We start from the raw sequence: 24612 nt of genomic DNA, 5'->3' as shown, positions 1-24612 counted from the left end.
CAACGGAGTGGGCGTGGCTGGTCCAAGCCGTATCTGTGTCAAGACCGATCCAGCAGAACCAAACGTTCGATCTGGCAAAATCGTTAATGCCGGAACCACCCGACGACGATACAGAGGGTGTTCGGAGGTCCGGTGGATAATTTCACTCGGCCAACGACGCGGAAAATGTGCCGGGGGGGTACATGATCCTAAAAGATCGTGAGCGTAAGGATCCGCCATGCTGATTGGCAAGACAATGAACCCGACGGGCTCGAATCGAATGAGCAGCTGCCGCAAACGCGAAAGGCTGGCTCGTTGGTTGACCCAAGCTTTTGTTTGGGGTGGTTGCATTGCCGCGAGCCAAGTCGCCGGAAACACGGTGTTGGCGGACGACGCGGTAGCCGCGAAACTTCCACCGATTCGCTTGGTGTCAGGGACGATTCATAGCAACCCGTTTGTGGAGCGACCTGCTGCACCGACTGGCGTAGCATCGACCGTCGCCGGTAAGACTGTCTCGAGCAACGTGAACCTGATTCAAACTCAGGGCGATGCTGTGTCGGGCGGAACAACGGTGTTGTATCCAATCCGCCAAACATCCGACCAAACGATGTCGGAGATCAAGCTGAAATCGATTGGCACCGCTGTCGGTTTGCTTCCGATTGGTGCTCCCGCGACGCAGCAGACACCGTTGGTCGTGGAGCCAGCCCGGACTCCTTTGCCGAGAATCAATCCGCACGCTCAACCAGATTACGATCGAGCTGAATCAAACGGCATCGTTGAGCTGACGCCTGCTCAAGTCTCGACCAACGTCGAAGCGAAGCAATCCATTTCGATGGATTTCGAAGTCGACCAAACTGAAGTGCAATGGCAGCAACCCAAGATTGCGAGCGAGCCAGCACCCGTCGTCGAACAAAATGTTGTTGCTGAAGAAGACATCGTTCTAGCACCCGCTGTGCAGGAACCAGTCTCACCGCAGCCAGCCGAAGTCGAAGTTGAAGCCGTTGATGTTGCACCAATCGAAACGCCGGTTGTTGCAAATGCTGAAGTGTCAGAACCGATTGAGTTTTCGCTCAATGACGCGACGGATTCGTTGAGTGATGCAGACGATTCGATTTCGCTGAGTTTCTCTGATTCAGATGAACCGGGCGAGAACTTGGTCGCTGATGAATTGGTCTCGATGCCTGAGCCAATGAAAATTGCGGTGCCGACGAAGATCGCTCCGCCCGTGGAACAACCCACTGACGAATCGACTTTGCCGCGGCTGCCAAAGCCGGTGCAAATCAAGACTCCGTCGGAAATGATGGTCCAGCAACAGCGTCATCTGCCGGTGAAGATTGACTCACCAACGCAGTTGGAACGAGCTGATTCCGAACGCATGCAGAATGCTCCCGTTCGACATCGCGCGGCGGTCGCCGTCGAAGCACCACCAATGGTTGCGGTGGCCAAGCGAACCGCTTCGGTCTCTTCCGAATCCCGAGTCAGTGCCGCACGGATCGTTCCTGCAGCATTGGCAAGTCATCGCGGTGAGTTTCATCGTTCGGTTCCGGCAACCGAGGCCGAACGGTCGTTGCGAATCGAAGACACCATTCAGTGCGACGCGAACGATGTCACTTCGCTGACCGTGGATGGCGTCATTGAAGCGGTCCGCGTCGAAGACGATTCAATCGCTCGAGTCATCGGCAGCACCTCGCGTCACTTGCGATTGATCGGGGTTCGCCCCGGCAAGACTCGAGTGTTGGTGCAGCAAAAATTGGCGGGCGATGCAGAATCGATCCGTGAGATTTACGAATTGCATATCACATCACCCAGCAACGTTCGTGGTGGCGAGAGCCAGCAAGAGCAATCGTTGATGGAGCTGATCGAACAAAAGTATCGCACCGCGTCGGTGCAAATCTCGCGTCAGGGTGATCGCATCATCGTTCAAGGTGAATGTGATGATTCCCGCGACGCAAAAGAAATCGTTCGTTTGATTCGAAAGACCTACCTGGTGCCAGTTGAAGATCAACTGATCCTTCGTTAGTCCCTGTCACGTTCGTCAACCTACCACTACCCAGCCACCGTCGGTCACCGTGCCGCTTTGTTCGTCCTGAGGTTCAATTATGAACAACAACTGGTTTCCACGATTCGCCGCACGATTGTTCGGCACCCTCGCCGCGGTTGGTTTGGCTTGGTCGGGTTTGGGCAACGCTGCCACGCATGCTCAGCAATTCGGCGGCCCATCATCCAGCAACACGATGATGCACGATGGCCAAGCGTTTCGTGTCGTGCAAGCCTCTGATCCTGCAGCCGGTGGCTGGGATCTCGGTGCGATGCAATCAGCCATGAATGCTTCTTCGTCCTCCTTCGGCAACGAAGTCGCTCAGGTTGGGCATCATGGCCTCGGCCAAGCTCAAGCATGTGGCAGTTGCGGAACGCAGTGCGGCGGGGCGTGTGGTTCGGCCGGATACGGCGGTGGAATGGCATGTCCCACGTGCGACCCTTATCGCTACGCCAGCGTCGAAGCGTTGTTCATGCGTCGCGAAGGGATCGACAACTTCACCGTTGCTCGTGACTTTGCTCTCGATGATCTGGATTTCGAATGGGCTCCAAGGATCACGGTTGGCGTCGTTCCTGACTGCGTCAATGGTTTCGAAGTGGGCTTCACCGGCGTCCTGGATTGGGAATCGGATGTGTCGGTCGCAGCGGTCGATGGTCTGTCAACACTGTTGATCGAAGATCCACTGCAACCAGGCACACTTGGGACCTTTGGTTTCGACGCTGCAGACGAAGCCGACGCACAACGCCAAATCTATGAATCCCGGTTCTGGTCGGTTGAAATGAACCGAACGATGATGGCGTGGGACGTGGCTAAGTTGCTGATTGGTGGACGCTATATTGATTTCGAAGAAGACTTCAACTACTCGACCGTCAACGGTGCCAACACTGGCCTGCTTCGGAACAACGCTGCCAACCGAATGATTGGTTTGCAGGTCGGAGCGGATATCTACAATCCAATGGGCCGATTCTCGTCGAGCTATGTTCGAGCTCGAGCAGGCGGATTCCTCAATATCGCTGAATCAAGTGTGTTGGTCCGCAACGAAACCGACATCCTCGCAAACGGCTCGGAAGAATCCACCGAGCTGAGCGGAATGTTCGAATTCGGAACCGGTGTCCGCTATCAAGTTGGCGAACTGATGGCTGTCCGCGGAGGCTTTGAAGCTTGGTACCTGACCGGAGTGGCCACATCCGAAGAGCAAATCAGCTCGGCCACCGTCACGCCAACCTTCGGTCGCTCTCTGATTGCCGATGACGATGTGTTCTTCATCGGTTTGACCTTCGGTGCCGAACTGAAGTATTGATCCTGTCACGCGACATCCATGATCGCTATTGAAAGAGAGCGGTCATGACTGAGCCGCAAGCAAAGACAATTCAATGCCATCGATGAGACCGCAATCGGATCTCATCGGTGGCATTATTTTTTGTCCCGTCGGATCTTCTTTTGAAGCCAACGCTTTGCTGAGTCACTGGGCCCGGCGGAAGGTGTGTCGGATGAGCGTTTGGATTGTCCAATGCTGTGTTCGATGATGCGAGTCTTGGTCCGGTCCAAGTCTTTGCCGCACTCGGGGCAGATCGTGGGCGGTTGGCTCACGCGAACGTTGCACTGTGGGCAGTAGTGTTCAATCGATGGTCGTCGCGCGGCTTCAAACAATCCTCCGACCTCGGAGGCTGTGAACCAGTTGGAATCGTCCTTGCGAATCCTGGTTTCCGCGACGACCGATCCGTCTCGCACCAAAGCCAATAATTCGGCGGGCTTGTACGGACCGAGTTGTTCATCGCCTTTCTGAACAAACCAAACGGACATGCTTAATTTTGCTCGATATGAATGCTGCGCCGTCGTCGTTCGGCACGTCGAATGTCATCGATCAAACCGGCCACTTCACCGACGTTGTTGATTCCAACCAACTCCAGCTTTGGATCGCTCTTGTCGGTGCTGATGATGGAGATTGAACCGACCTTGAACATTCGCTGGATCGGGCCCTGTTCGTAGCTTACATCGCTGATGTCGATCACTTCAATGCGATCAGTGCGGCGAGTCAGGATGCCGGTCCGGTGAATGAATCGTTGGCTAGTGAGTTCGTACTGCACGCCCAATCGTTTTGCGGCATAGTTCAGGCCCACCAGGATCCAAAGCACCACGATCACGATCAACGCGATGCCGAACGTGAATTGTTCGATGAATCCAGCGGCGACCAGCAACACGATGCTCAGTAGGGACAATCCAATCCATGAACCGATCATCGCCTTAGGGCTGTAGCCACCTTCCCAAAGAGATTCCTCCGGATCGTGATCGTCGAGGGATTGCTTCTTGGCAATCTGTTCCATGAAGCGTTCCCGAGGCGTGTCAGCTCTTGGTTGGGCTGGGGCACCAGAATCGGAAACGGGGGTGGACGAAGCGGCCGACGAAAGCGGATCGGGGACCGAATCCGTTTGGGCGGGAGTTTTCGAGGTTGCGTTTTCGTCTGTTGGGTTGGCCGGGTCTGTCATCGTTGAGTCGTTCCTGTTGATTCAATTCGAGGGTTGGTTCACGAGCGGTTTCAATCCAAAAATCATGCCAATGTTGGCAAGTCGTCGCAGAACCAAACAATTGTTCTGAGCCGAAACCGTTGTCCTACTTGGCCGAAATCACCGCGTTCTGGGGCGCTACACTGTGATGGCTCGGTCTGTGATTGTCGGACCAGACACCTCGCATCCGAAGACGTTCTGGACGATCATAGCACACCTTCGAAAGACTCGTGAATCATGCTTGCCCAGTCCACCGGGGCGGAGCGTTTGAATTTCGGGTCAATTTTCTACATTGAATTTGACTGCAAATGCGTTGCCCGTTCTGTCATTCCGATAACGACAAAGTCCAAGATTCGCGGACGGCCGAGGCTGGGTACGTGGTTCGGCGAAAGCGGCTGTGCCAAACGTGTCAGCGTCGTTTTACCACGCTGGAACAAATCGATGCACTGAATGTTCGGGTGGTCAAAAGTGACGAAACCCGCGAGCCGTTTGATCGCGAAAAAATCAAACGCGGAATCGAGCGAGCGTGTTCGAAACGTGCCGTCACCAGCGACGAGATCGAAAAGACGGTCCAGAAAATAGAAGAAGCGATTTACGCCGAATTTGACATGGAAATCCCCACCGCAACGATCGGCGAAGTCGTGTTGCGGAAACTCGCGACGCTGGACGAAGTCGCCTACATTCGTTTTGCCAGCGTTTACCGTGACTTTGACGACGCGAAGGATTTTCTGCAGATCGTTTCCAACCTTCAGCGTGACGCTGAAACAGAGGGTCGCTGATGAGTCCACGCACCCCACTTGCCTGGAAAAATCTGATCGGCAATCCCGCGAGATTGTGCGTGGCCGCGGCGGGAGTGGGGTTTGCCGCCGTGCTGATGTTCACTCAAAACGGTTTTCGCAACGCGTTGCTCGATAGTCCCGTGCGATTGATCGAGGTCGTCGATTGCGAGTTGGTCGCGATCAGCCCTGCTCGTTACATGTTGCCAGTGGACGAAAGGTTCCCGCGTTCTTTGCTCCGCCGAGTCAAAGCGGATCCGGCGGTGACGGACGTGCAAGCGTTGTTGATCGAGCGAACCATGGCACGGGTGCGAGTCGAAGGCAGTCCATCGCGACCGATCCGCGTGATTTCGGTCCCCAACGCAAGTCTTTATTCCACGGGGGCAGGCGATTCACCACGGCCCTGGTTGAATATCGCCGGCCTGGACGAAAACCGAGATGCCCTGCGGCAACGAGATACCGCACTGGTCGATCGCAAAACTCGATCCGAATATGGTTTTCAGTTCGACCATTCAGGAAATCCAGCGGACCAGCGAATCGAGTTGTCGAACCAATCGATCGAACTTGTGGGTTCGTTCACATTGGGGACCGACTTTGCCAATGAGGGATCGTTGCTGATCGCCGAGTCCTCGTTTGCAAACTATTTTCCCCGACGTGGCTACGGCAAGCCATTGGAGACGGTTGACCTTGGTTTGATTCGATTGCAAGACGGCGCATCCCCGGAAGAAGCTGCTGAACGACTAACGGAAATGGCCGCCGGTCAGTGGCAAGTCTTGACTCGACAACAAATTCGAGATCGAGAGCAGACGTTTTGGAGCGAGCAAACGCCAGTTGGAATGATCTTCTTGATTGGCACCCTGATGGGATTCGCGGTTGGAATCATCATTTGCTACCAAATCCTTTTCACCAATTTGCAAGACGCGATGTCGGAGTACGCCACGCTGAAGGCGATGGGATACCCCAATCGATTCTTCGTCGGGTTGGTGGTGCGACAATCGGTGTATCTGTCGGTTCTGGGATTCATTCCCGCCGTCTTGATCGCTTTGTTGTTGTTTCGAATGCTCGAATCGCTGACCGGTTTGCCGATGGCATTGACGGTCTCTCGCGCCGGGTCCGTGCTGGTTCTGACGACGCTCATGTGCCTGATCAGCGGATTGCTGGCCCTGCGGAAACTGGTTCGGGCGGATCCGGCCAGCCTTTTCTAATGCGGCGAAAGATTCCTTCGGCCACCCGTTCGGCGGAAGATCACACTGGTTTGTGAGGAACGCGGGGCGATACAATGAGATCGCGATTTCGTGTGCCCTCGCGGGCGAAGTGCGTTTGTTCGATAGCTTGTTTTTAATTGGTCTGAGTAGTGAATTTCCACGCCAATCTTCGTTTCGATGCCAAGGTCTCCTGGATGACTCGATTAACGATCGCAGCGGTGACTGTTGCCGCAATGTTTTTCGCGATGTCGCTCCAATCGAAAAACGCTCAAGCTCAAGGGCTATTTGATTCGCGGATGCAGATGGGGGATGCGGAGTTTCTTCCCCCACCACGAAGCATGCGGCAAGTCATTCGCGACGCGGAGGAAGCGATCGATGAGAAACGTTACAGCGACGCGGTCGTGCACTTGGGAAACCTGTTGCTTCGATCCGGTGACAACCCGTCCTCTGAAATGATGCAGGACTATTATTATCCGATTGCCAGGGCTGATGATGATGATCAGACCGATCGACCTCTCAGTGACCAACGAGGCATGTTGGACCGCGATGGCCAATTGATTGAGGACGAGACGGATCAAGCGGAGGCTTTGGCAAAATTGCGAAGTCAGTTGCCAGCTAGCTTGCTGGAACATGTTCGTGATCTGATTGGTGAGCTTCCGAACCAAGGTCTGGAAATCTACCAGCTTCGCTACGGTCCCCTGGCGGAAAAACTGCTGGAAGAAGCCGGGCCAAAACGAGATTGGAAAACAGTCGAGCGCGTGCGACGCGAAACGTTTCATACCGAAGCGGGATACAAGGCTTCGGTTTTGTTGGCGGTGCGTGAATGGACGCTTGGGAATCCGCTGGCTTGTTCGCTGCTGCTGGATGATCTGGTCAGTCAGGAACGTATCGTCGAACAAGTTGGTGAGTCCGTGGTGATCTTGCATGCCATCGCGTGTGCTCGGGCGGACCGGATGATTCCATCACCGTTGAAGTATCCTCAATCGTTCACGTCGATGTTCCCGAACGGCGAAGCCGATGAAGTCGCTTGGAAAGAATACATCCGAGCGCAGAGCGAATCCGACTTAGTCACCGCTGAAGCGTTGGCGGAGAATTATCCCTTGTTGGGTGGCAGCGCGGATCGCAACAGTTCAGGCTCCGGTCAAATGCCACTGAGCAACCCGCGATGGATGGTGGAGTCGTCCACCAGCCCTCGCCAAGAACGGATGATTCAGGAGAAGACACAGCAGCTGAAAGCTACCGGTCAATTGCCGCCGCCCTCTTGGACTCCGTTGCAGGTGGGCGATCAATTGTTGATGCGAACAACGCAGCGTTTGTTGGGTGTTGATTTCCGAACCGGAAAACGCGTCTGGCAATACCCATGGTTTGCTACCGCCGAAACCGCTTTGTCGCCCGAACTGACGGACCCGATGGAGGAGGAAGAAGACCCGGTTGATATCCTCGTTCAGCGTGTCTGGAACGACGTGCCGTTCGGTCAAATTTCGAGCGATGGACGCCGAGTCTTTCTGATCGACGACTTGAGCAAAATTGAGATCGAGCGGTTCAGCCCTTTTGCGAGCCGTGGCATGTCTTCATTGGCGAACACATTGGTGGCGTTGGATGTAAAAACAGAGGGCAAAATTCTTTGGCGAATCGGTAAATCAGAATCCACTCCGTCGGAATTGTCCGAAGCCTTTTTCCTGGGGCCGCCGCTTCCGTTTCGAGGTGACCTTTATGTGATTGCCGAGATTGCCGGTGAAGTCGTTTTATTGTGCTTGGATCCCGCCGACGGCTCCGTTCAATGGCAACAAGTCCTGGTCGCGGTGGAGTCCGGCGGGATTGGTTCTGATCCGGTTCGCCGCGTCGCCGGAGCCATGCCAACTTATCATGACGGGTTGTTGATTTGTCCGACCGGAGCCGGCGCCACGGTCGCAATCAATTTGGTTGATCGAACGATTCGTTGGGGAAACCAAATCCCGCGAAGTCAAGAGTTTGTTCACAGCATCTATCGTCCCAACACTCGCGTGTCGGCGAATCAACTCAGTCGTCGCTGGACACATTCGTTGGCGATTGCAAAAGGCACTTCGGTGGTCCTAACTCCGATTGAATGCGATCGATTGCAAGTTCTCGATGTCTTGACTGGACGCAATCGTTTCACACCGAAAAACCGCATCCGATTGGCCTACGTTGCCGGTGTCAAAGATGACTTGTTTTTCGTCGTTGGTGCTGATGAAGTGTCAGCGTGTTCGTTAAACGATGGATCAGAAGTTTGGTCCACGCCACCGACTTTGGTTCGTCCTGGGCAACGGATCTCGGGCCGCGGCGTATTTGGAACGGATCGTTACTATCTGCCCACGACCACGGATGAGCTGATCGAGATCTCATTGCAAAATGGCGAGGTTTTGCAGCGACGAACCGTGCGTTTCCCTTTGGGCAACTTGATCGCGATCGACGGCGAATTGATCTCGCAATCCGCGACGATGGTTGCGGTGGCCTATGGCGAGCGTTCTTTGCAACCACGCGTGGATGCTCTGTTGCAGCAAGATCCCGATAACTTCTTTGCTCTCGTCCGAAAAGCGGAATTGTTGATCGAGCAGGAACAGCGACCTCGAGCACTCGAGTTGCTTCGAAAGGCTCGCGATTTGGATCCCGACAACGATGAAGTGATCATGTTGTCGGTGGAAGCGATGCTGGGCAGTCTCCGTCAAAACCCGAGCGACTCCAGTGTCGATTTGGAAGCTTTGATGAAGCTGATTGATCAACCCGAACAGCGAGCCGAGTTGTTGGTTTTGCAAATCAAAGGATCCGTCGATCAATCGGCTGATTCCATTGATCATCCCAAGGCGTTGGAGTTGCTGCTGGATTTGTCCGAATTGGTGCTGCGACATCCGACGCTCAATCGCGACATGGACGCGGTCTTTCCCAATGCGGCACGACAGTTCACCGTTGACGATTGGATCAGTGCACGCGTGGCACAATTGGTGTCGACTGCCTCGGAAGATGAGTTGGTTGAGATGACCGGAAAGGTCGAGTCACTAGTTTCATCACGGGGAAACATGGATGGAGCGGCGCTGATGCGGACGCTGCAACACTTTTCACCTGTCGTGGCAGCGACCAACGGTTTGCGCCGGGACATGGCCGCCCGTGCGTTGCTCATGGAAGATGGTCTGTTGGCCGAACGTTTGATTTGGGCCGATAAGATGACAACAGACGACGCATTGCAATCATTGAGCAATGAGCGTTTGTTGATGCTTGCGAAACTGTACAGCAAAGAAGCGTGGAACTTAGATCGATTGGCCGTCGGGGAGCTTTTGGGCCAACGTTTGAGCGATAGCGAACCGGTCGGAGCAGACACTTTCATCGAAGACGCACTGCAAGCCAATCCTATCCGAGGACGTGAATATGACATGGGCGAACAGTGGCCTCGCGATGTCGATTTGGAATGGCAGTCGATGAGAATGCCTCGGTCCAGCGGCATGATGATGAATGACCGACGCTACGCAAAGTCGACTCACTTGATGGGACGTCAACTTCGCGGTTGGAATGCGATGAGTGACAACATGAACTCGTTGGCGTTGATTAACCCGTATGGCATTCATCGCTCGATCCCCCTCGAAGGTTTTTCGGGAATGCGATCGCTCGGCAACGAGTTGACGTACAGCGGTGGGTTGTTGCTGTTATTAACCCAGTCGGAACTGATCGCAATCGACCTGTTCCGAACACTCGGGGCGAACGGTGAAGACGCAATTCGATGGAGGCGAACACTCGGGACCGACGGCCAACCGGTCGCTAAACGCCGAAGTGCCGCGACCCCGTTCGGCAACCAGATCTATCGAAACATGATGGTCTCAGCGACCGCAGACAATGGCGAAGCGCAGTTGATTCTCGGTCCCGTCTTGGGCGATCGATTGTTCTTGCTTCAAGGAACCGAACTGATTTGTCTGGATGCCGTCTCGGGCGAAGAACGTTGGCGAACACCAACCGAAGCCGTTGGAAACGCGGTCGTTCACGCCGAAGGTCGGGTGTTGGTGGTCAGTAAGTCGCAAAATCAAGTGGAGAGCTATGACATCCACGACGGTGGATTGTTGGGAATCCAAAAACGCTCGATTGGAACCGTGATCTCGTCGCTTGGATCGCACGTGCTGACGGTGACGCAGGTGAATCGAGAAGCCAAGGTGCCGTCTGATGCGGCCGAAGAGTTGAGAGCGAGCCTGGAGGCTGCCAAGGAGATGCATGACCCTCAATTGGTTGAGTTGGTCGACATGAGTTCCGGAGAAACCGTGCTGCATCGGGTTGCCGACAGCCAAAACGTCAACGAGGCCTCAGCCTATGCGGAGATGACTGATGGACGTTACTTTACGTTGCTGGATCACAATGGACGGACAACGATTTGGGATTTGTTGTCGGGACGTGAAATTGCTGATGTGATGGTGCCAGCTCGAAAGGGCTTGTATGGCGTGTCAGTGATGTCTATCCAGGATCAAATGGTGGTGCTGCCAAGGCATCGCAAGCCGAGTCGCGACCTTGCGTCATTGCGTTCGGTGGCTGTCTCGGGTGGAGCGACGGTTCAGCCAATCACCGCGATGCATGCGATCTCGACCGTGGATGGATCAATTCGTTGGAGTCGTTCATTCGATGATGCCTGGGGCTGCACCGTGGAGCAACCTTGGGTCACGCCGATGCTACTTCTCGTGCGGGCTCACCTGACCGTTCCGGGCAACGGCGTGCGGCGTCGACAAATGGATGTGATGGGAATCAGCTCGGTTGATGGCGAAACGCTGCATGAGATCGATCGCAAAGAAACGAGCAGCAACACGAACGTCATCGAAAGTCGTGTGAAATTGATCCCGCATCGCAACACAATGTTGGCCGAGATTCAATTGGAGCTTTTGACTTACACGTTCAAAGAAGAAGGATCCGATGACAACGGGGATTCTGAAGCGGATGTCAAAACGGATGAAGGCGACGAGTCGGACGAACAAGCAGAAGATGTGTCCGAGTGATCGGCCTCAAGGGAGTTCCGACGTTGCTGTCGATAGTTCTTTGCCGTAACCTCCGCCGCCGGGAGTCTCCATGATCAAGCGATCGCCTGCATCGACTTCTTGGCTGGTCGCGAAGGGAAGTTCCGTCCGCTGAGACTGATGCACCAGTGTTTGACGCCCTGGCTGGCCTGGTTCTCCACCGTTCATCCCGTACGCGCGAGTCGTTCGTCTTGAGGTGATGAGTGATAGCGTTAACGGGCGAAGAAATTCCATTTCGCGAATCATTCCGTCGCCGCCACGATGGAGACCCAGGCCTCCGCTGCCTCGGCGGATCGCGAAACGCCAAAGGCGAACCGGCAACCGCGACTCCAAGATTTCGGGGTCGGTGATTCGCGTGTTGGTCATGTGTGTATGGACAGCGTCCGCTCCCGACGCGTATGCCGTTGCACCCGCCCCGCCACCAATGGTTTCGTAGTATCCGAACGTTGAGTCACCCAGCAACAAGTTGTTCATTGTTCCTTGAGATGCCGCTGCGACGCCCAGTGCGCCTAGCAGCACATCGACCACTCGATTGCTGGTCTCGACATTTCCGGCGACCACCGCGGGGCTGGTCTCCGGCGTTGAACCAGCGAGAGGTGAGAGCAAGCCGTTTGGGATGATCAACTCGATTCGCTTGAGCACTCCGTCGCACAGAGGCAATTCGCCCGGCACGACACAGCGGAGCACGTACAATACGGCCGCGGTCACAATTGACGGTGTGGCATTGAAGCCGTTGTCATGAACTGGGCCGGTGCCCGTAAAATCAATTCGCAAGCGACCGGTGGTTTGGTCCGGTTGCAGTTCGACTTGGATCGGGGTTCCGTCGTCGAGCGCATCCTCAAAGTTTCGCGGTGCGGCTCCCAGGGTTTCGATCCAGGCAGCGGTCGCTTCACCAGCGACATGCAGTAGCTGTTTTAGCAGTTCCGTTAAACGAGTCTTCGTCATCGAGTCGGCAAGGGTTCGAATTCGATTCGCACCAGCCTGCCCTGCCGCTTCCGCCGCCGCAATGTCAGCCATGTTCTCATCGACATTACGCGAAGGATACGTTGCACTGCTGAGCAGTTTGCGAATGTGCGCGTGGTGAGATTGCCCGTTGCGAACCAAACACTCGTTGTGCAGCACAACGCCTTCTTCTGCCAAACAAGTTGCCGCGGGTGCCATGGATCCAGGGACCATGCCGCCGATTTCAGCATGGTGGCATCGCGAAGCGACAAAGAAGTCGCAAGGCCAATGATTTGGGCGTGAAGAGAGGGGTGTGTCATCATCACAAAAGACCGGGGTCACGACGGTGATGTCAGGCAGATGCGAACCACCGGCATACGGATCGTTGCTGATGTAGGAATCGCCCGGCGACATCTTCGGGTAGTCTGCGATCAAACTACGAACCGTGTGGCTCATCGCACCCAAGTGCACGGGCACGTGTGGCGCGTTGGCAACCAAGGAACCGTCGCCGAGGAAAACGGCACAGCTGTAGTCGCGACGCTCTTTCACGTTGACGCTGACGCTGGTGCGGCGAATGACTTCGCCCATTGCTTCCGCGATGCCCTGCACTCTTCTCGCCGCGATCTCCATCGCGATGGTGTCGTCCAGTTGCTCCGTGCTGAGTGCCGATGAGTTTGTGTTGGCTGAACAAGCAGGCTCCTTGCGGATCTCCAAAATTCCGTCGCTCGACATCGTCGCCATCCAACCTGGTTCGACAACCAAAACGGAATAGGGACCCGCCACAACCGATGGTCCGGAAATGACCTGCCCTGCGAGGATCGAATCGCGGTCCCATAGGTCAACTTTTCGAAAAGCTCCTCGAACCCACATCGAAATCACGTCCGCCTTCGCGGGTGTGCGAATCGTCTTGGTTGAACTTGCCGACTTATCGCGTGCCAACTCGTTTGCGTTTGACGTCCGCTCAATCGTGGCTTCGCAGCGGACCGTCACGATTTCAATGGGCATGGATGTCCGGGCATAACCAAACGTGGACTGATGCTTCGCGTCAAAACGATTGGGAAGCGTCTCTAGGGGAAACAGATCGATCGGCAACGTCGACTGCGTCCCCAATGGTCTGGCGTCACACTGATGCACGACGTGCAAAACAGTGTCCCGTGGAATGTTTTCTTCTTGTCGAAGCTGTTGTTCGCATTGGGCGAGTGTCCGCTTCGCGGCCGATTGCAATGCCGGGATCTGCCCGGAAAGGAACGTTCGTGATGCCGTTGTATCGGCAGTTTCAGGAATCGCCGGGGCGACGGTGATTTGCACTGATTCGGTAGCAATACGGCCGATCGACGCGGCACCCATACCGACCGCAGATAGCAATCCCGAATCAGGGTGATCAATCACATGAGTCATTTCGAGCGAGTCCGCGATTTGGCAAAGGTGACCTCCCGCGGCGCCTCCGAAACCGACCAATGCCATTTGTCTCGCATCACTTCCGGCGGCAGTTGTGACCACTCGGACTGCTTCGGCCATTTGCGTGATCGCCAATTGCAGAAAACCGTCGGCGAGTTGTTCCGGTGAAAGAGTGCTGTCGGTTGGCAGTTGTTGATGTGTTTGTCGCAGCACCGTTTGAGCCGCTTCCAAATCCAACGGGAAGGGAAAGCGATCGATCGGCAGACGCCCCAGCAGGACATTGACGTCGGTGATCGTCAATGGTCCGCCATGGCCGTAGCAAGCCGGGCCTGGAAAGGCTCCCGCACTGTCGGGACCAACCGTCAAGCGTCCGTCGCGGATGGCACAGATCGAACCGCCGCCAGAGGCGATTGTGTGGATGTCCATCATTGGAGTGAGCACGCGGATGCCGCCGATCATGCTTTCTTGTCGGCGTCCGACTGCACCTTCAAAGCGACTGACATCGGTGCTGGTGCCTCCCATGTCCAAGCCCACCGCGCCAGAAACGCCACATTGTTTGGCGACTTCACCAAGTGCAACCACACCACCGGCGGGGCCCGACAATACGCTGTCCTTGCCACGGAAACCGGCCGAGGCAACAAGATTGCCACCGCTGGTCATCCATCGCAGATGGCACGTCGTTTCCCCACCAAATTGTTCCCAGACTCTCGCAACATAGGATTCAAGTATGGGCAGCAAGTAGGCATCCAGCGTCGTCGTCTCGGCCCGCGGGACGATCCGAGGAAGCGATGCCACCTCGGTCGAACAAATGACATCGTTGAATCCGACCTCGCGAGCAATCCGTTGGACAATTTGCTCATGGGCGTCATTGCGATGGGCATGCAGTAAGCAAATCGCTAGCACCGCTTGTTCGGAGCTGTTGGCTCTGAGTTGGAGCAAACAGGATCTCAAATGTTGTTCATCAACGGGAATGAGCTCTTCGCCGCTCGCGTTGAGTCGGCCGCGAACCTCCAACACTTGGCTCGTCAACGGTTGGGGCTTCACGATGTCGAGTGCAAAAAGGTTCGGTCGGTCTTGAGTCCCAATGGAAAGCAGGTCCGCAAACCCTTCGGTGATCAACAATGCAGTCGGCGCACCGTTGCGTGTGAGCAACGCGTTGGTGCCTCGCGTGGTGCCCATTCGAACGGAAAGCGGTGGCAGTGAATGTGGCAACGGGCACGAAAGCAATATTCGCGTCGCCAAAATGGGCGATTCAATCTCGGCATCCAGCACCCAGTGTTGATCGCGGCGAAGCTGGGTCGCTGGTTCGTTCAGCTGCAGTTGAACCTTGCCGGAACTTTTTCGCTGGCAATTCAATACAGTGAACGATTGAGGTGCGTTCGCCGGTTCAGCTTGCTCGCGAAGTTTGGCGGTTTCCCAAAACGCGTCGATAGCAAAGGCGGGTGGGAGTTCGACTTCGACCTGCGTGAAGTCGTCGCTGTGGTCCAGCACTCGAACCGACACCAACCCGCTGCTCAGAACTTTGATGGCCTCGCGTTGGCGATGTCCATTTGAATCGGTCTGTTGAACGAGACAATCGGTGAAGGTGCCGCCGACATCAACCCAAACTTCAATCTGTTCAGCGTCCATGGAGTCACTCAACCAGATCGCGGTCTCTGACGCCGAGCAGATAGAGAACGGCGTCCAGCCCCAATGTGGACATCTGATGTTCAGCGGATTCACGCACGATCGGTTTGGCGTGAAAGGCAATCCCGAGACCGGCGCGGGAGAGCATGGGCAGATCGTTCGCACCATCACCGATCGCGATCATCTGTTTGCGATCGACGCCCTCGTTGGCGGCAAGTTGTTCGAGCAGCAACGCCTTGCGTTCGGCATTGACGATGGGGCCGAGGACTCGTCCAGTTAGCTTTCCGTCAACGATCTCCAGTTGATTGGCGTGCACATGATCGATCCCTAACAGCTTCTGAAGGTGTTCGCCGAAGTAGGTGAAACCACCACTCAAGATCGCGGTCGTGTAGCCAAAACGACGCAGGTTCGAAAGCAATCGTTCGGCACCTTCGGTCAACTGCAAACGCTCGGCGACTTTGGGAAGGACGCTCTCGGGTAGCCCTTCCAAGGATTGCACCCGCTGACGAAGCGACTCGTCAAAGTCGATCTCGCCTCGCATTGCTGCCTCGGTGATCGCACTGACTTTCTCTCCAGCACCGGCTTCTTTTGCCAATTCGTCGATCACCTCGGCTTGCAGCAAAGTCGAATCCATATCGAGCGCGACGATGCGTCGGTTGCGTCGGAATGCGTCATCACGTTGCCATGCCAGATCCAAATTCAAGCGATTGGATAATTCCAACAGGCTGGCTTTGAGAGCGTTGACATCCGTCGGATCTCCTCGCAAGGAGAACTCCACGCACGCACGCGTCAGTTCGTCACCCGGTTCGCGTTTGGGGCGTCCGGACAATCGCGTGATCACATCGATGTTCAGTCCTTGGTCCGAAACCAACCGACTGACCGCAGCAAATTGTTCGGCAGTGACCGAACGCGACAACAGCGTCAGGATGAATCGCGATTTTCCTTGTCGATCAACCCAAGCGTCATAGTCCGGATCGCAAACGATCTTGGCTTTGCATTTCAGACCGAGTTTGCGACTCTTTCGCCGCATTTTTCGAATCAGGCGTTCGGGGTCTTCGCTGCCCGGAATCTGGACAAGCATTCCTAACAGCAGCGATCGATGGATCACCGCTTGGTTGACGTCGATGACTCGGCAATTGAACCGATGCAACCGTTCCGAAATGGACGCGGTCAAACCCGGGCAATCGTCGCCGGTAAAACGCAGCAGGACGATTGTCGGCGGACTCGGCGCGATAGGTGAATTCCCAAGAGTGGAGGGCAAAATGGAATCGTTCACAACAGCGTTGGGGGTTGGCTTAGGAGCGTTCGTGGTGACAGGCACAATCAATCGCTGTGAAAGAGTGAAAGGACTTCGTCGGCATCGGATAAATCGATCAAGGCGACAATGATGTCGTTGACTTCCAGCACGTCGCTGGCGGTTGGGACGCGAACAAATCCGTCGCGTTGTATCGCGGCGATCAGGCATCGCCCCGCCAAAGGCAGGTTGGCCAGCGACGCCTGTGTGACGGCGGATCCTTCCAGGATTTCCAATTCGTAGACACCGATGGAACCGTTTGGCAATTTGCTTTGGCTGATGATGGCTCCTTCGTTAAGGAACCCAAGGATTTGGCGAGCGACCACGTCTCGTTCACTGACCGCCAAATCGATGCCGAGCTTTCCGACCACGTTGGCGTAATCGGGACGTCCGACCACGCACATCACACGCGATGCGCCCAACTCGCGAGCCTCAACGCCCGCCATGATGTTGTTTTCATCGTTGCCGGTGCAACCAACGAAGTAGTCGACCGTGCCGCCACCTTCGTCTTCCAAAACGCTGCGCCGGTTGGCGTTGGCATGCACCACGGTGACGTCAGGCAGCAACTTGGCCAATTGCTCGCAACGTTTCGCGTCTTGTTCCAACAGCACGGTGCGAAAGTCTTCCCGACCGAGCAGTCCAGCCAAGTGATAACCCGTTTCGCCGCCGCCGGCGATCATGACCTTGGATTGTTTGCGACGGCGTTTCTCACCACCAAATATTTGGCGAGCAACGCTGACGGCATCCGGCATCCCAACCAGGCTGACTCGGTCACCGGCTCGTGTTTCGTCGGCACCGCTGGCGATCCACATGCGTCCTTCGCGTGCGAGCGATCCAACACGAACGCTCGGCGGAAGTTGCAATTCCATCAACTTCTTGCCTGCCGCCGCGGAGCCCGCCGCGACATCCATTTCATAGACCTGCAGTTGTCCGCGAGCGAAGTGTTCCAGCGGAATCGCATCGGGGTTGCGGATGGCTCGAGCGAGCTCCGAAGCGGAGAGTTGTTCGAGTGACAGCAAACTGTCGATTTGGAAGTGACGTTGGTAGTCAAACGTCGACAGGTCACGAAACGCGGGGGCGTAAACGCGAGCGATCGCGCGGCGAGCCCCCAGTGCTTTGGCCATGCTCGCGGCGACAATGTTGACTTCGTCGTCTCCGGTGACGGCGAGGCACAAGTCGGCACTCAGAACGTCGGCCGAGAACAACACGGTGCTCTGCGAGGCGTTGCCCTCGATTGCCCGGACATCCAATTCGCTATTGATGGATCGAACGATCTCAGGGTCGCTGTCAATCAACGTGACACTGTGCCGGCGTCTGCACAGCATGTCAGCGATCCAGCGTCCAACCGTGCCGCCACCGAGGGTCAAAATCCTCATCGGCTCAGACCATCCAGTCCAAGAAGAGAACCAGGGCGAAAACGACCGCCATGAAGCCGGTGATCCAGCGGGCCGTGTGGAAGGCGTGCCGAAGGATCAGCGACAAATCCTCGTGCCGTGTTGCACCAAATACCAACGAGATCGCAATGATCAATGGCAGGTAGTACAGCAAATAGGTGGGCGAAATTGAAAGCACAGCGGATTCCAGGAAAGGTTCGAAGAACGAGCATCCTAGATCAAACCACCGCCGATCGGCAATGTCACGGGAGGAGAAGCTCCTAGCTCGTGCTCCTGTGGCCCTGTGGCCCTGAGCCACTTTCCTCTCTCTCCCTCCACGCCTACTGGGGTATGATGCCCCCTTCAACGAGTTTTTCTCACCAGACAGCCAAGAATCGCAACCATGATCGGAGAGACGCAGATGAGCAGCGAATTGAGCGGCGACCAGCAAACAACAACGCGAGCGTACTTTGGGATGAAATTTGGCCTGATGGCCATGGTTGTTTTGGCCGTTTTGCAAGGGAGTCCGGTGATGGCGGAAACACTGAACGTTTGGTTTGGAACCACAACGCCCCGAGGCGGTGCCAGCGAAGGGATCTACCACGCCACTTTCGACACCGAATCGGGCAAACTGAGTCCGGCGACCTTGGCGGCCAAGGCACAGCAACCCGGGTTCTTGGCGATGCATCCAAACAAGCCCGTGCTATACGCCTCCAGCGGGAACGGCGTCACGGCTTATCGTGTGCAAGCCGATTCCACGGGCGCAAAATTGGTTGAAATGGGGTCGGTCGAGAGCGGTGATGGTGGAGTCGCACACTTGGCAACCGATCGCACGGGAAGCGTGCTGCTCTCAGCACAATACGGCGGTGGCTCGACGACGTTGTATGAACTGGCCGAAGACGGTTCGGTCAAACGCCGTGTGCAGGTCTATGAACACGATGCCCTGTTGTCACCAGCGGGATCAGGCGTGGTTGGAAACCGCCAGGACGCACCGCACGCTCACTGGGTCGGGACATCGCCCGATAACCGATTCGCTTTCACGCCTGATTTGGGCATGGATAAAGTCGTGATTTGGAAATTGGATCCAAACGGTCCATCACTCACCCATCATGGTTTTGGCGAAGGGATCCCCGGTGGCGGGCCACGCCACATGAAGTTCAGCCCAGACGGTAAACGCATTTATCTGCTCAACGAGTTGGCTCTTTCGGTCACCGTGTTTGATTACGAAGCGAAGGCGGGGACGATGACGGCCGGGCAAACCGTCCCTGCCCTATCGGAAGAAATCAAAGCGAAAGAGCGTTTCAACAGTGCGTCTGAAATTCGCGTTCACCCGTCGGGCAAGTTTGTGTACTCCGCCAATCGCGGCCACGACAGCATCTCCGTTTTTCGCATTGATGAAGCGGGGCAAATGGAACTGGTCGAGGTCGAAGCCATCCGCGGTGGTTGGCCTCGCAACTTCAACCTTGATCCCAGCGGTCGCTGGTTGATTGCCGCTGGCAGAGACAGCCATACCGCGACGGTGTTTGAAATCGACGCGGACACCGGCGAGCTGACTTTTACACGCCAGACCCAACAAGTCCCCACACCGATCTGCGTGCTGTTCAGCAAGTAGGTGGAATCGAGTGGTAATCCGCGACCGAGCTGTCGATTCATCTCGGTCCCGGAAGTTGTTTCTCAATCACTGGGAGGCGTTTTGATGAAGCGTTCGAAAAACTTTCTCGAGTCGGACGCGAGCTGATTCGGCGTGTTCATCATTCGCTGCCGCTGGTGATTCGGCCGGCAGTTCGCGGGCGTCCCACAATTGGTCCTTCTGACTGGATAGTCGCCATGAACCGTCGAACAGACTGTCTCCTTTTCCGCTAATCGCGTGGTGCACCCACGGACGATGCTTCCCGGTTTGGCCGTGAATCTGCGGCGCGATGCTGCGGCCATCGACCCTCAGTGATTCAGGGATTGTCGTACCGGTCAATTCGCAATAGGTGGGGAACAGATCCACGACATCCACCAAGTCGTCACAAACCTGGCCGGCGGGTACCGATGGCGGTCCCCAGACGATCAGCGGAACATGAGTGCCCGCATCATTCAGGTCGAACTTGCCGCCGTTGACATTTCCGGCACGCGTATGACGAGTGTGTTTTTGTTCCCCCGGTTGTCCAAATTTCGGATTGTCAAAGTCAACCTCGTGAGTGCCATTGTCACCCATGAATACCACGTAAGTGTTGTCTCGAATTCCGAGTCTTTCCACCGCATCGAGTAACCGTCCGACCAATTGGTCCATGTATTCGATCATGTGCGCAAGACGAGGTTGCCGCTTCAGCCTTCGATCCTCGGGGGTTTCAACGATTGGATCGTGCGGAAGCAATTCATTGTGGATGATCAAGAAAGGTTGTTGCGACGCTTGCGCCTCGGCCATCTGATCAATCACATGGTCGACCAAAACATCGGGACCAAATCGTTGCTGGATGTCTTCCCGGATATGGCCGTCTTCGTTGAACGTCGGGTTCCAATGACGTGACGTCTTTTCGCCGTCTCGCCAAATTTGCCAGACGCACCAGGAATCAAAGCCTGCGTTGCGAATATGGTTTGGCCAGACTTCAAGAGTCGCCAGTTGCCATTTGCCGGTGACGCTGGTCGTGTACCCACCTTCCCGCATTAATTGCGGGAAGGTCGGCATTTTTCCAAAGTCCACTTTTTGGCGTGTTCCCTTGTGTACCGGTAGGACTCCAAGATGCGAATGTCGAAACGGATACAGCCCTGTCAGTAGGCTGACCCGTGAGGGTGTGCAGACAGGGCTCGCGTAGGCCCGATCGAACCGCACACCTTCCGCTGCCATCGCATCCAGTTTTGGCGTGGCGAAATCGAGGCCGTCATAACACTGCAGTGCTTCATAGCCGAGGTCGTCGGCGTAGATCATCAAGATGTTTGGGTGAGTCGTGACGCCGGAGGGCTCAGTGGCATTGGATGACGCGAAAGGCAAAAAATAAGTGAGTAGCAATGTAGAAAGGAGAGGTAAGACTCGGGACATGAAGAGATTGACCAGGAGAAACGCGTGCCATGAAAACGGGGGTGGGTTTGTTGAAATAGTGTAAAGGGCCGGCGTACTCTTCGGGTGCAAGGTCATTACTTGAGGATCATTTCAACATTTCACTAGCGAAGAAAGCATTTTCAAATGAACAACAACAACCGGGTTGCCATTGTCACCGGTGGGTCACGCGGGATCGGTGCGGCAATTGCCGAACGATTGGCGAGCGACGGATTTTCGGTTGTGATCAACTACGCAAACAGTTCCAAGGCGGCCGATGAACTGACCCAACGCATCACAGAAGCAGGTGGTTCGGCACAGTCATTTCAAGCCGATGTGAGTGACTCGGACGCGGTCGAGAAACTCTTTGATTTCGCGACGGAGTCGTTTGGCGGGGTGGACGTGTTGGTCAACAACGCTGGCGTTCTGAAGATGCAACCGCTTGCTGAGACCTCGGACGAGGATTTTGCTCGGCTGGTCGATGTCAACCTGAAGGGGTGTTTCCACACGATGCGAGAAGCGGCCTGCCGACTTCGCGATGGTGGTCGGGTGATCAATCTGTCGTCCAGCGTCATCGGATTGCGAATGCCGAATTACGGTGTTTACTCCGCAACAAAGGCGGCTGTGGAGGCCATGTCATCTGTGCTGGCGAATGAATTGAGAGGACGACAGATCACGGTCAACTCTGTTGCTCCTGGCCCAACCGCGACCAAGCTTTTCCTGGACGACAAGTCAGATGAGTTGATCGATCGGTTAACGAACATGTCGCCGCTGGAACGTCTGGGACAACCCGATGACATCGCATCCGTGGTGTCCTTTTTGGCCGGTCCGGATGGGTCTTGGGTGAATGGTCAAACGCTGCGGGCAAATGGTGGGGTTGTTTGAGAGTGGAAAGAGCCACAGAGCCACAGAGCCACAGAGCCACAGTAGCCAGTAGCCAGTAGCCAGTAGCCAGTAGCCAGTAGCCAGTAGCCAGTAGCCAGTAGCCAGTAGCCAGTAGCCAGTAGCCAGTAGCCAGTAGCCAGTAGCTAGAAGCTAGAAGCTAGAAGCTAGAAGCTAGAAGCTAGAAATCAGCGGATGTTGGTTTGCTCGATTTCGGCGAGCTCTCGCTCGGCATTGGTGACACTTCGCCCGCCGAGTTTTTGACGCCAGGGTTCTGATTTCATCGCCATCGCGTACAACCCGCACGAGCCAACGAGTCCGATCACACCCAGGATCAGCGATGGATAAAGTGAGTTGGGATGGAGGATGGAATCGAATCCTGCGGCGACGACGACGGGGATCCAAATCAACCACCATGCAATTCCGATGATCGGACCGACCCGAAGTGAGAAGCTTCTGACTGCATTCAGCCTTTCACGGATTTCGTTGATCGGTTGGGAGGTGTCGACGCGTTTGATTCGAACCAAAACGTTGGCAGCCACAATGATCAGCAGCAAACCATAGACGTGCACGATCACGCCGCTGAACAATCGATGTGGCACATGCGTGTTGGGCGCCCAGCAGTAGGCTCCCAGGGCGATCAGTGCCACGCCGACGAAAATCTGAAGCACCTGTCCGGCGAACAGAGGTCGCAGCGATGATTCGACCCGCTCCATGAGTTGGCGGCGGGTCAACAACAATCGGCCCGCGAGTTCCTGGTCGTGGGCGCCCGAGGACGAGTGGGCATGATCACGCTGGGGATCCGATGGCATGACTTGAGTCGGTGCCAATGCGGCACGGTCACCCGAGGCAATGGATTGCACGTCCGATTTGATTTGGCTGGCTCGCTGATACCGACGTTGCGGTTCCTTCTCGAGCGTTCTCAAAACAACATCATCCAATCGAACATCGATCTGGACCTTCTTCGATGGAACCGCGAAACGACCGATTGGAAGTTCACCAGTCAGCATCTCGTAGAAGACCACGCCGAGCGAATAAATGTCGGCGCGATGGTCGACTCCACGGGCACCTTCGAGTTGTTCCGGTGCCATGTACCGCGGGGTGCCCATGATCTGGTGGGTTCCAGTGAGCGCCGAAGGTTGGTCTTGATCGCCAAGGATTCGCGAAAGTCCGAAGTCGGCAATTTTTACCGAACCGTCGACGGCCATCAGAATGTTTTCCGGTTTGATGTCTCGGTGGATAACGCCGTTGTCATGAGCGTACTGAAGTGCGTCGCAAAGATGCGGCACGATCGCCAGTGCATGAGCGGGAGCGAGCTGACCGGCCGCGACCACATCCCGCAGCGTCGACCCGTCCACGTATTCCATCAAGAAATAGTACGTGTCATCGACGTGTCCGAACTCATAGACCGAGACGATGTTGGGATGGTTCAATTTCGCGAGCGTGCGAGCTTCACGAGTGAACCGCAACGCAAACTTGACGTCGTGACCAAATTCTTCGGGAAGGATTTTGAGAGCAACGACGCGATCGAGCCCTTCCTGGCGTGCTTTGTAGACCGCACCCATTCCGCCTGCGCCGAGTAGTTCGGTGATCTGCAACGAGGGGAATTGCTCACTCAGTTGTTCAACCGAAGGCGGCAGGAAGGCTCGCTTGGGTTGGTCGTTCCCGCGGAAAGCGTCGCGGATGACTGAGACGTTGTCGGGAAAGCGATCCAGGTAGTCTTGCTCGTTGGGGCTCTCGGATCGTCGCCGCCGATAGTCGACATCCAAGACAATCAATTCAGCCAGCAAAACGTCCCGTTCGTCGGGTGAAATGTCCTCGGTCAGCGCCGATTCGATGGAGGGGGATTGGTCGGATTGCCATTTTCGTTCGAACTCCGCGCACAGGTCATCGATTCGTTCCAAGGTCGCGATCGGTAGTTTCTTCTGACGAATGCTCATCGAACAGTTCCTGGTGACATTTTTCACGGATGAGATGCAGACGACGTTCAATCGTCCGTTCGGAGCATCCAAATCGTGCGGCAAGTTCCGCGTTGGAATACCCTTCTAACTTGGCACCCGCCAAATCTCGCAACTGCCCGACACCCAAATGCGAAAAAAATTGCTCCACCGATTCTTCCATCATCAAAATCATCTCGGGTGATGGCTCGTCGCCGATGGCTTCGATGAAAGTCTGGTTGTCTTCGCGTTTATCCAACGAATGCAGTTGAACGTCACCACCGCGTCGTTGGCGATGGTCACGACGTTTTTTGTCAACCACTTTTCGAGCGGACATCTTCAGTAGCAAACGCCACAAATCGTCTCGGTCGGACAAATCCGGAAATCGGCCCTTTTGCGCGGCCGAATAGAAACTGTCAAAAACGCTCAGGACGATGTCTTCTTCGTCGGAGACCGCTCGGTTTTGACCGAAAAGCTTGTTTCGGACTGATCTCACCAATCGGTCATAGTAATGCTGCCAAATCTGGTTGGCGGCGATGGAATCGCCGTCTTTGACTTGGTCGATCCAGTGGCTGACATTTTGAGGTTCCGACATGGAAGACAACTGTTGCATCGCGAGGCAGACGTGACAACACC

16 protein-coding genes are annotated in these 24612 nt (G+C 55.6%); 7 read left to right on the top strand and 9 right to left on the bottom strand.

All coding sequences use genetic code 11. The features are described from left to right. The first annotated feature begins 259 nt into the window (after positions 1–259). A complete protein-coding gene (locus RB_RS16480; RefSeq protein ID WP_231845705.1) occupies positions 260–1999 on the top strand; it encodes a hypothetical protein in 1740 nt (579 codons plus the stop codon). 79 nt (positions 2000–2078) lie between these two features. Then, on the top strand, positions 2079–3317 hold the full coding sequence (locus RB_RS16475; protein WP_011121687.1) for a hypothetical protein: 1239 nt from the start codon (positions 2079–2081) through the stop codon (positions 3315–3317). A gap of 113 nt (positions 3318–3430) precedes the next feature. Here the strand turns inward: RB_RS16475 and RB_RS16470 are convergent, their stop codons facing one another. Both RB_RS16470 and RB_RS16465 read right to left on the bottom strand, forming a co-directional pair. Then, the gene (locus RB_RS16470; RefSeq protein WP_007327008.1) at positions 3431–3820 is read right to left on the bottom strand and encodes a DUF4339 domain-containing protein; all 390 of its coding nucleotides are present in this window, start codon (positions 3818–3820) and stop codon (positions 3431–3433) included. Between the two features lie 2 nt (positions 3821–3822). Further along, positions 3823–4503 carry a PH domain-containing protein gene (locus RB_RS16465; protein WP_011121686.1) on the bottom strand — a complete coding sequence of 227 codons (681 nt, stop codon included), beginning with the start codon at positions 4501–4503 and terminating at the stop codon, positions 3823–3825. A gap of 326 nt (positions 4504–4829) precedes the next feature. Here RB_RS16465 and nrdR point away from each other — a divergent pair, with 326 nt between their 5' ends. The 3 genes from nrdR to RB_RS16450 all read left to right on the top strand — a co-directional run bounded on the left by nrdR (position 4830) and on the right by RB_RS16450 (position 11484). Then, positions 4830–5300, top strand: coding sequence for a transcriptional regulator NrdR (gene nrdR, locus RB_RS16460; protein ID WP_007327006.1), 471 nt, complete (start codon positions 4830–4832; stop codon positions 5298–5300). Continuing rightward, positions 5300–6502: an FtsX-like permease family protein gene (locus RB_RS16455; RefSeq protein WP_011121684.1), complete on the top strand. Its 1203-nt coding sequence runs from the start codon at positions 5300–5302 to the stop codon at positions 6500–6502. The genes nrdR and RB_RS16455 overlap by 1 nt, the downstream gene beginning before the upstream one ends. 149 nt (positions 6503–6651) lie before the next feature. Continuing rightward, positions 6652–11484: an outer membrane protein assembly factor BamB family protein gene (locus RB_RS16450; RefSeq protein WP_164922115.1), complete on the top strand. Its 4833-nt coding sequence runs from the start codon at positions 6652–6654 to the stop codon at positions 11482–11484. Positions 11485–11490: 6 nt separating this feature from the next. Here the strand turns inward: RB_RS16450 and RB_RS16445 are convergent, their stop codons facing one another. Genes RB_RS16445 through RB_RS16430 form a run of 4 tightly spaced genes read right to left on the bottom strand, consistent with a single transcriptional unit; the run spans position 11491 to position 18334 of the window. Then, positions 11491–15471 carry a hydantoinase B/oxoprolinase family protein gene (locus RB_RS16445; protein ID WP_164922114.1) on the bottom strand — a complete coding sequence of 1327 codons (3981 nt, stop codon included), beginning with the start codon at positions 15469–15471 and terminating at the stop codon, positions 11491–11493. Positions 15472–15475: 4 nt separating this feature from the next. Further along, positions 15476–16744 carry a phosphoserine phosphatase SerB gene (gene serB / locus RB_RS16440; protein ID WP_007327002.1) on the bottom strand — a complete coding sequence of 423 codons (1269 nt, stop codon included), beginning with the start codon at positions 16742–16744 and terminating at the stop codon, positions 15476–15478. Positions 16745–16791: 47 nt separating this feature from the next. Further along, on the bottom strand, positions 16792–18138 hold the full coding sequence (gene trkA, locus RB_RS16435; protein ID WP_007327001.1) for a Trk system potassium transporter TrkA: 1347 nt from the start codon (positions 18136–18138) through the stop codon (positions 16792–16794). 4 nt (positions 18139–18142) lie between these two features. After that, positions 18143–18334: a hypothetical protein gene (locus RB_RS16430; RefSeq protein ID WP_007331653.1), complete on the bottom strand. Its 192-nt coding sequence runs from the start codon at positions 18332–18334 to the stop codon at positions 18143–18145. Between the two features lie 204 nt (positions 18335–18538). Here RB_RS16430 and RB_RS16425 point away from each other — a divergent pair, with 204 nt between their 5' ends. After that, positions 18539–19747, top strand: a complete 1209-nt coding sequence (locus RB_RS16425; protein WP_164922113.1) for a lactonase family protein — start codon at positions 18539–18541, stop codon at positions 19745–19747. 66 nt (positions 19748–19813) lie between these two features. Here the strand turns inward: RB_RS16425 and RB_RS16420 are convergent, their stop codons facing one another. Beyond that, positions 19814–21160: a sulfatase-like hydrolase/transferase gene (locus RB_RS16420; RefSeq protein WP_231845704.1), complete on the bottom strand. Its 1347-nt coding sequence runs from the start codon at positions 21158–21160 to the stop codon at positions 19814–19816. A 144-nt stretch (positions 21161–21304) separates the two neighbouring features. Here RB_RS16420 and RB_RS16415 point away from each other — a divergent pair, with 144 nt between their 5' ends. Then, on the top strand, positions 21305–22042 hold the full coding sequence (locus RB_RS16415) for an SDR family oxidoreductase (RefSeq protein WP_011121677.1): 738 nt from the start codon (positions 21305–21307) through the stop codon (positions 22040–22042). A gap of 185 nt (positions 22043–22227) precedes the next feature. Here RB_RS16415 and RB_RS16410 read toward each other — a convergent pair whose 3' ends face one another. Together RB_RS16410 and RB_RS16405 are read right to left on the bottom strand one after the other, a co-directional pair. Beyond that, positions 22228–23943: a serine/threonine-protein kinase gene (locus RB_RS16410; RefSeq protein WP_164922903.1), complete on the bottom strand. Its 1716-nt coding sequence runs from the start codon at positions 23941–23943 to the stop codon at positions 22228–22230. Beyond that, a complete protein-coding gene (locus tag RB_RS16405) occupies positions 23927–24589 on the bottom strand; it encodes an ECF-type sigma factor (protein WP_007326995.1) in 663 nt (220 codons plus the stop codon). The genes RB_RS16410 and RB_RS16405 overlap by 17 nt, the downstream gene beginning before the upstream one ends. Between the last annotated feature and the right edge of the window lie 23 nt (positions 24590–24612).

Origin of the sequence: Rhodopirellula baltica SH 1, assembly GCF_000196115.1 — a bacterium.
Classification (GTDB): Bacteria; Planctomycetota; Planctomycetia; order Pirellulales; family Pirellulaceae; genus Rhodopirellula; species Rhodopirellula baltica.
The sequence above is the reverse complement of the archived record's forward strand: the minus strand, read 5'-3'. Positions and strand labels throughout refer to the sequence as shown.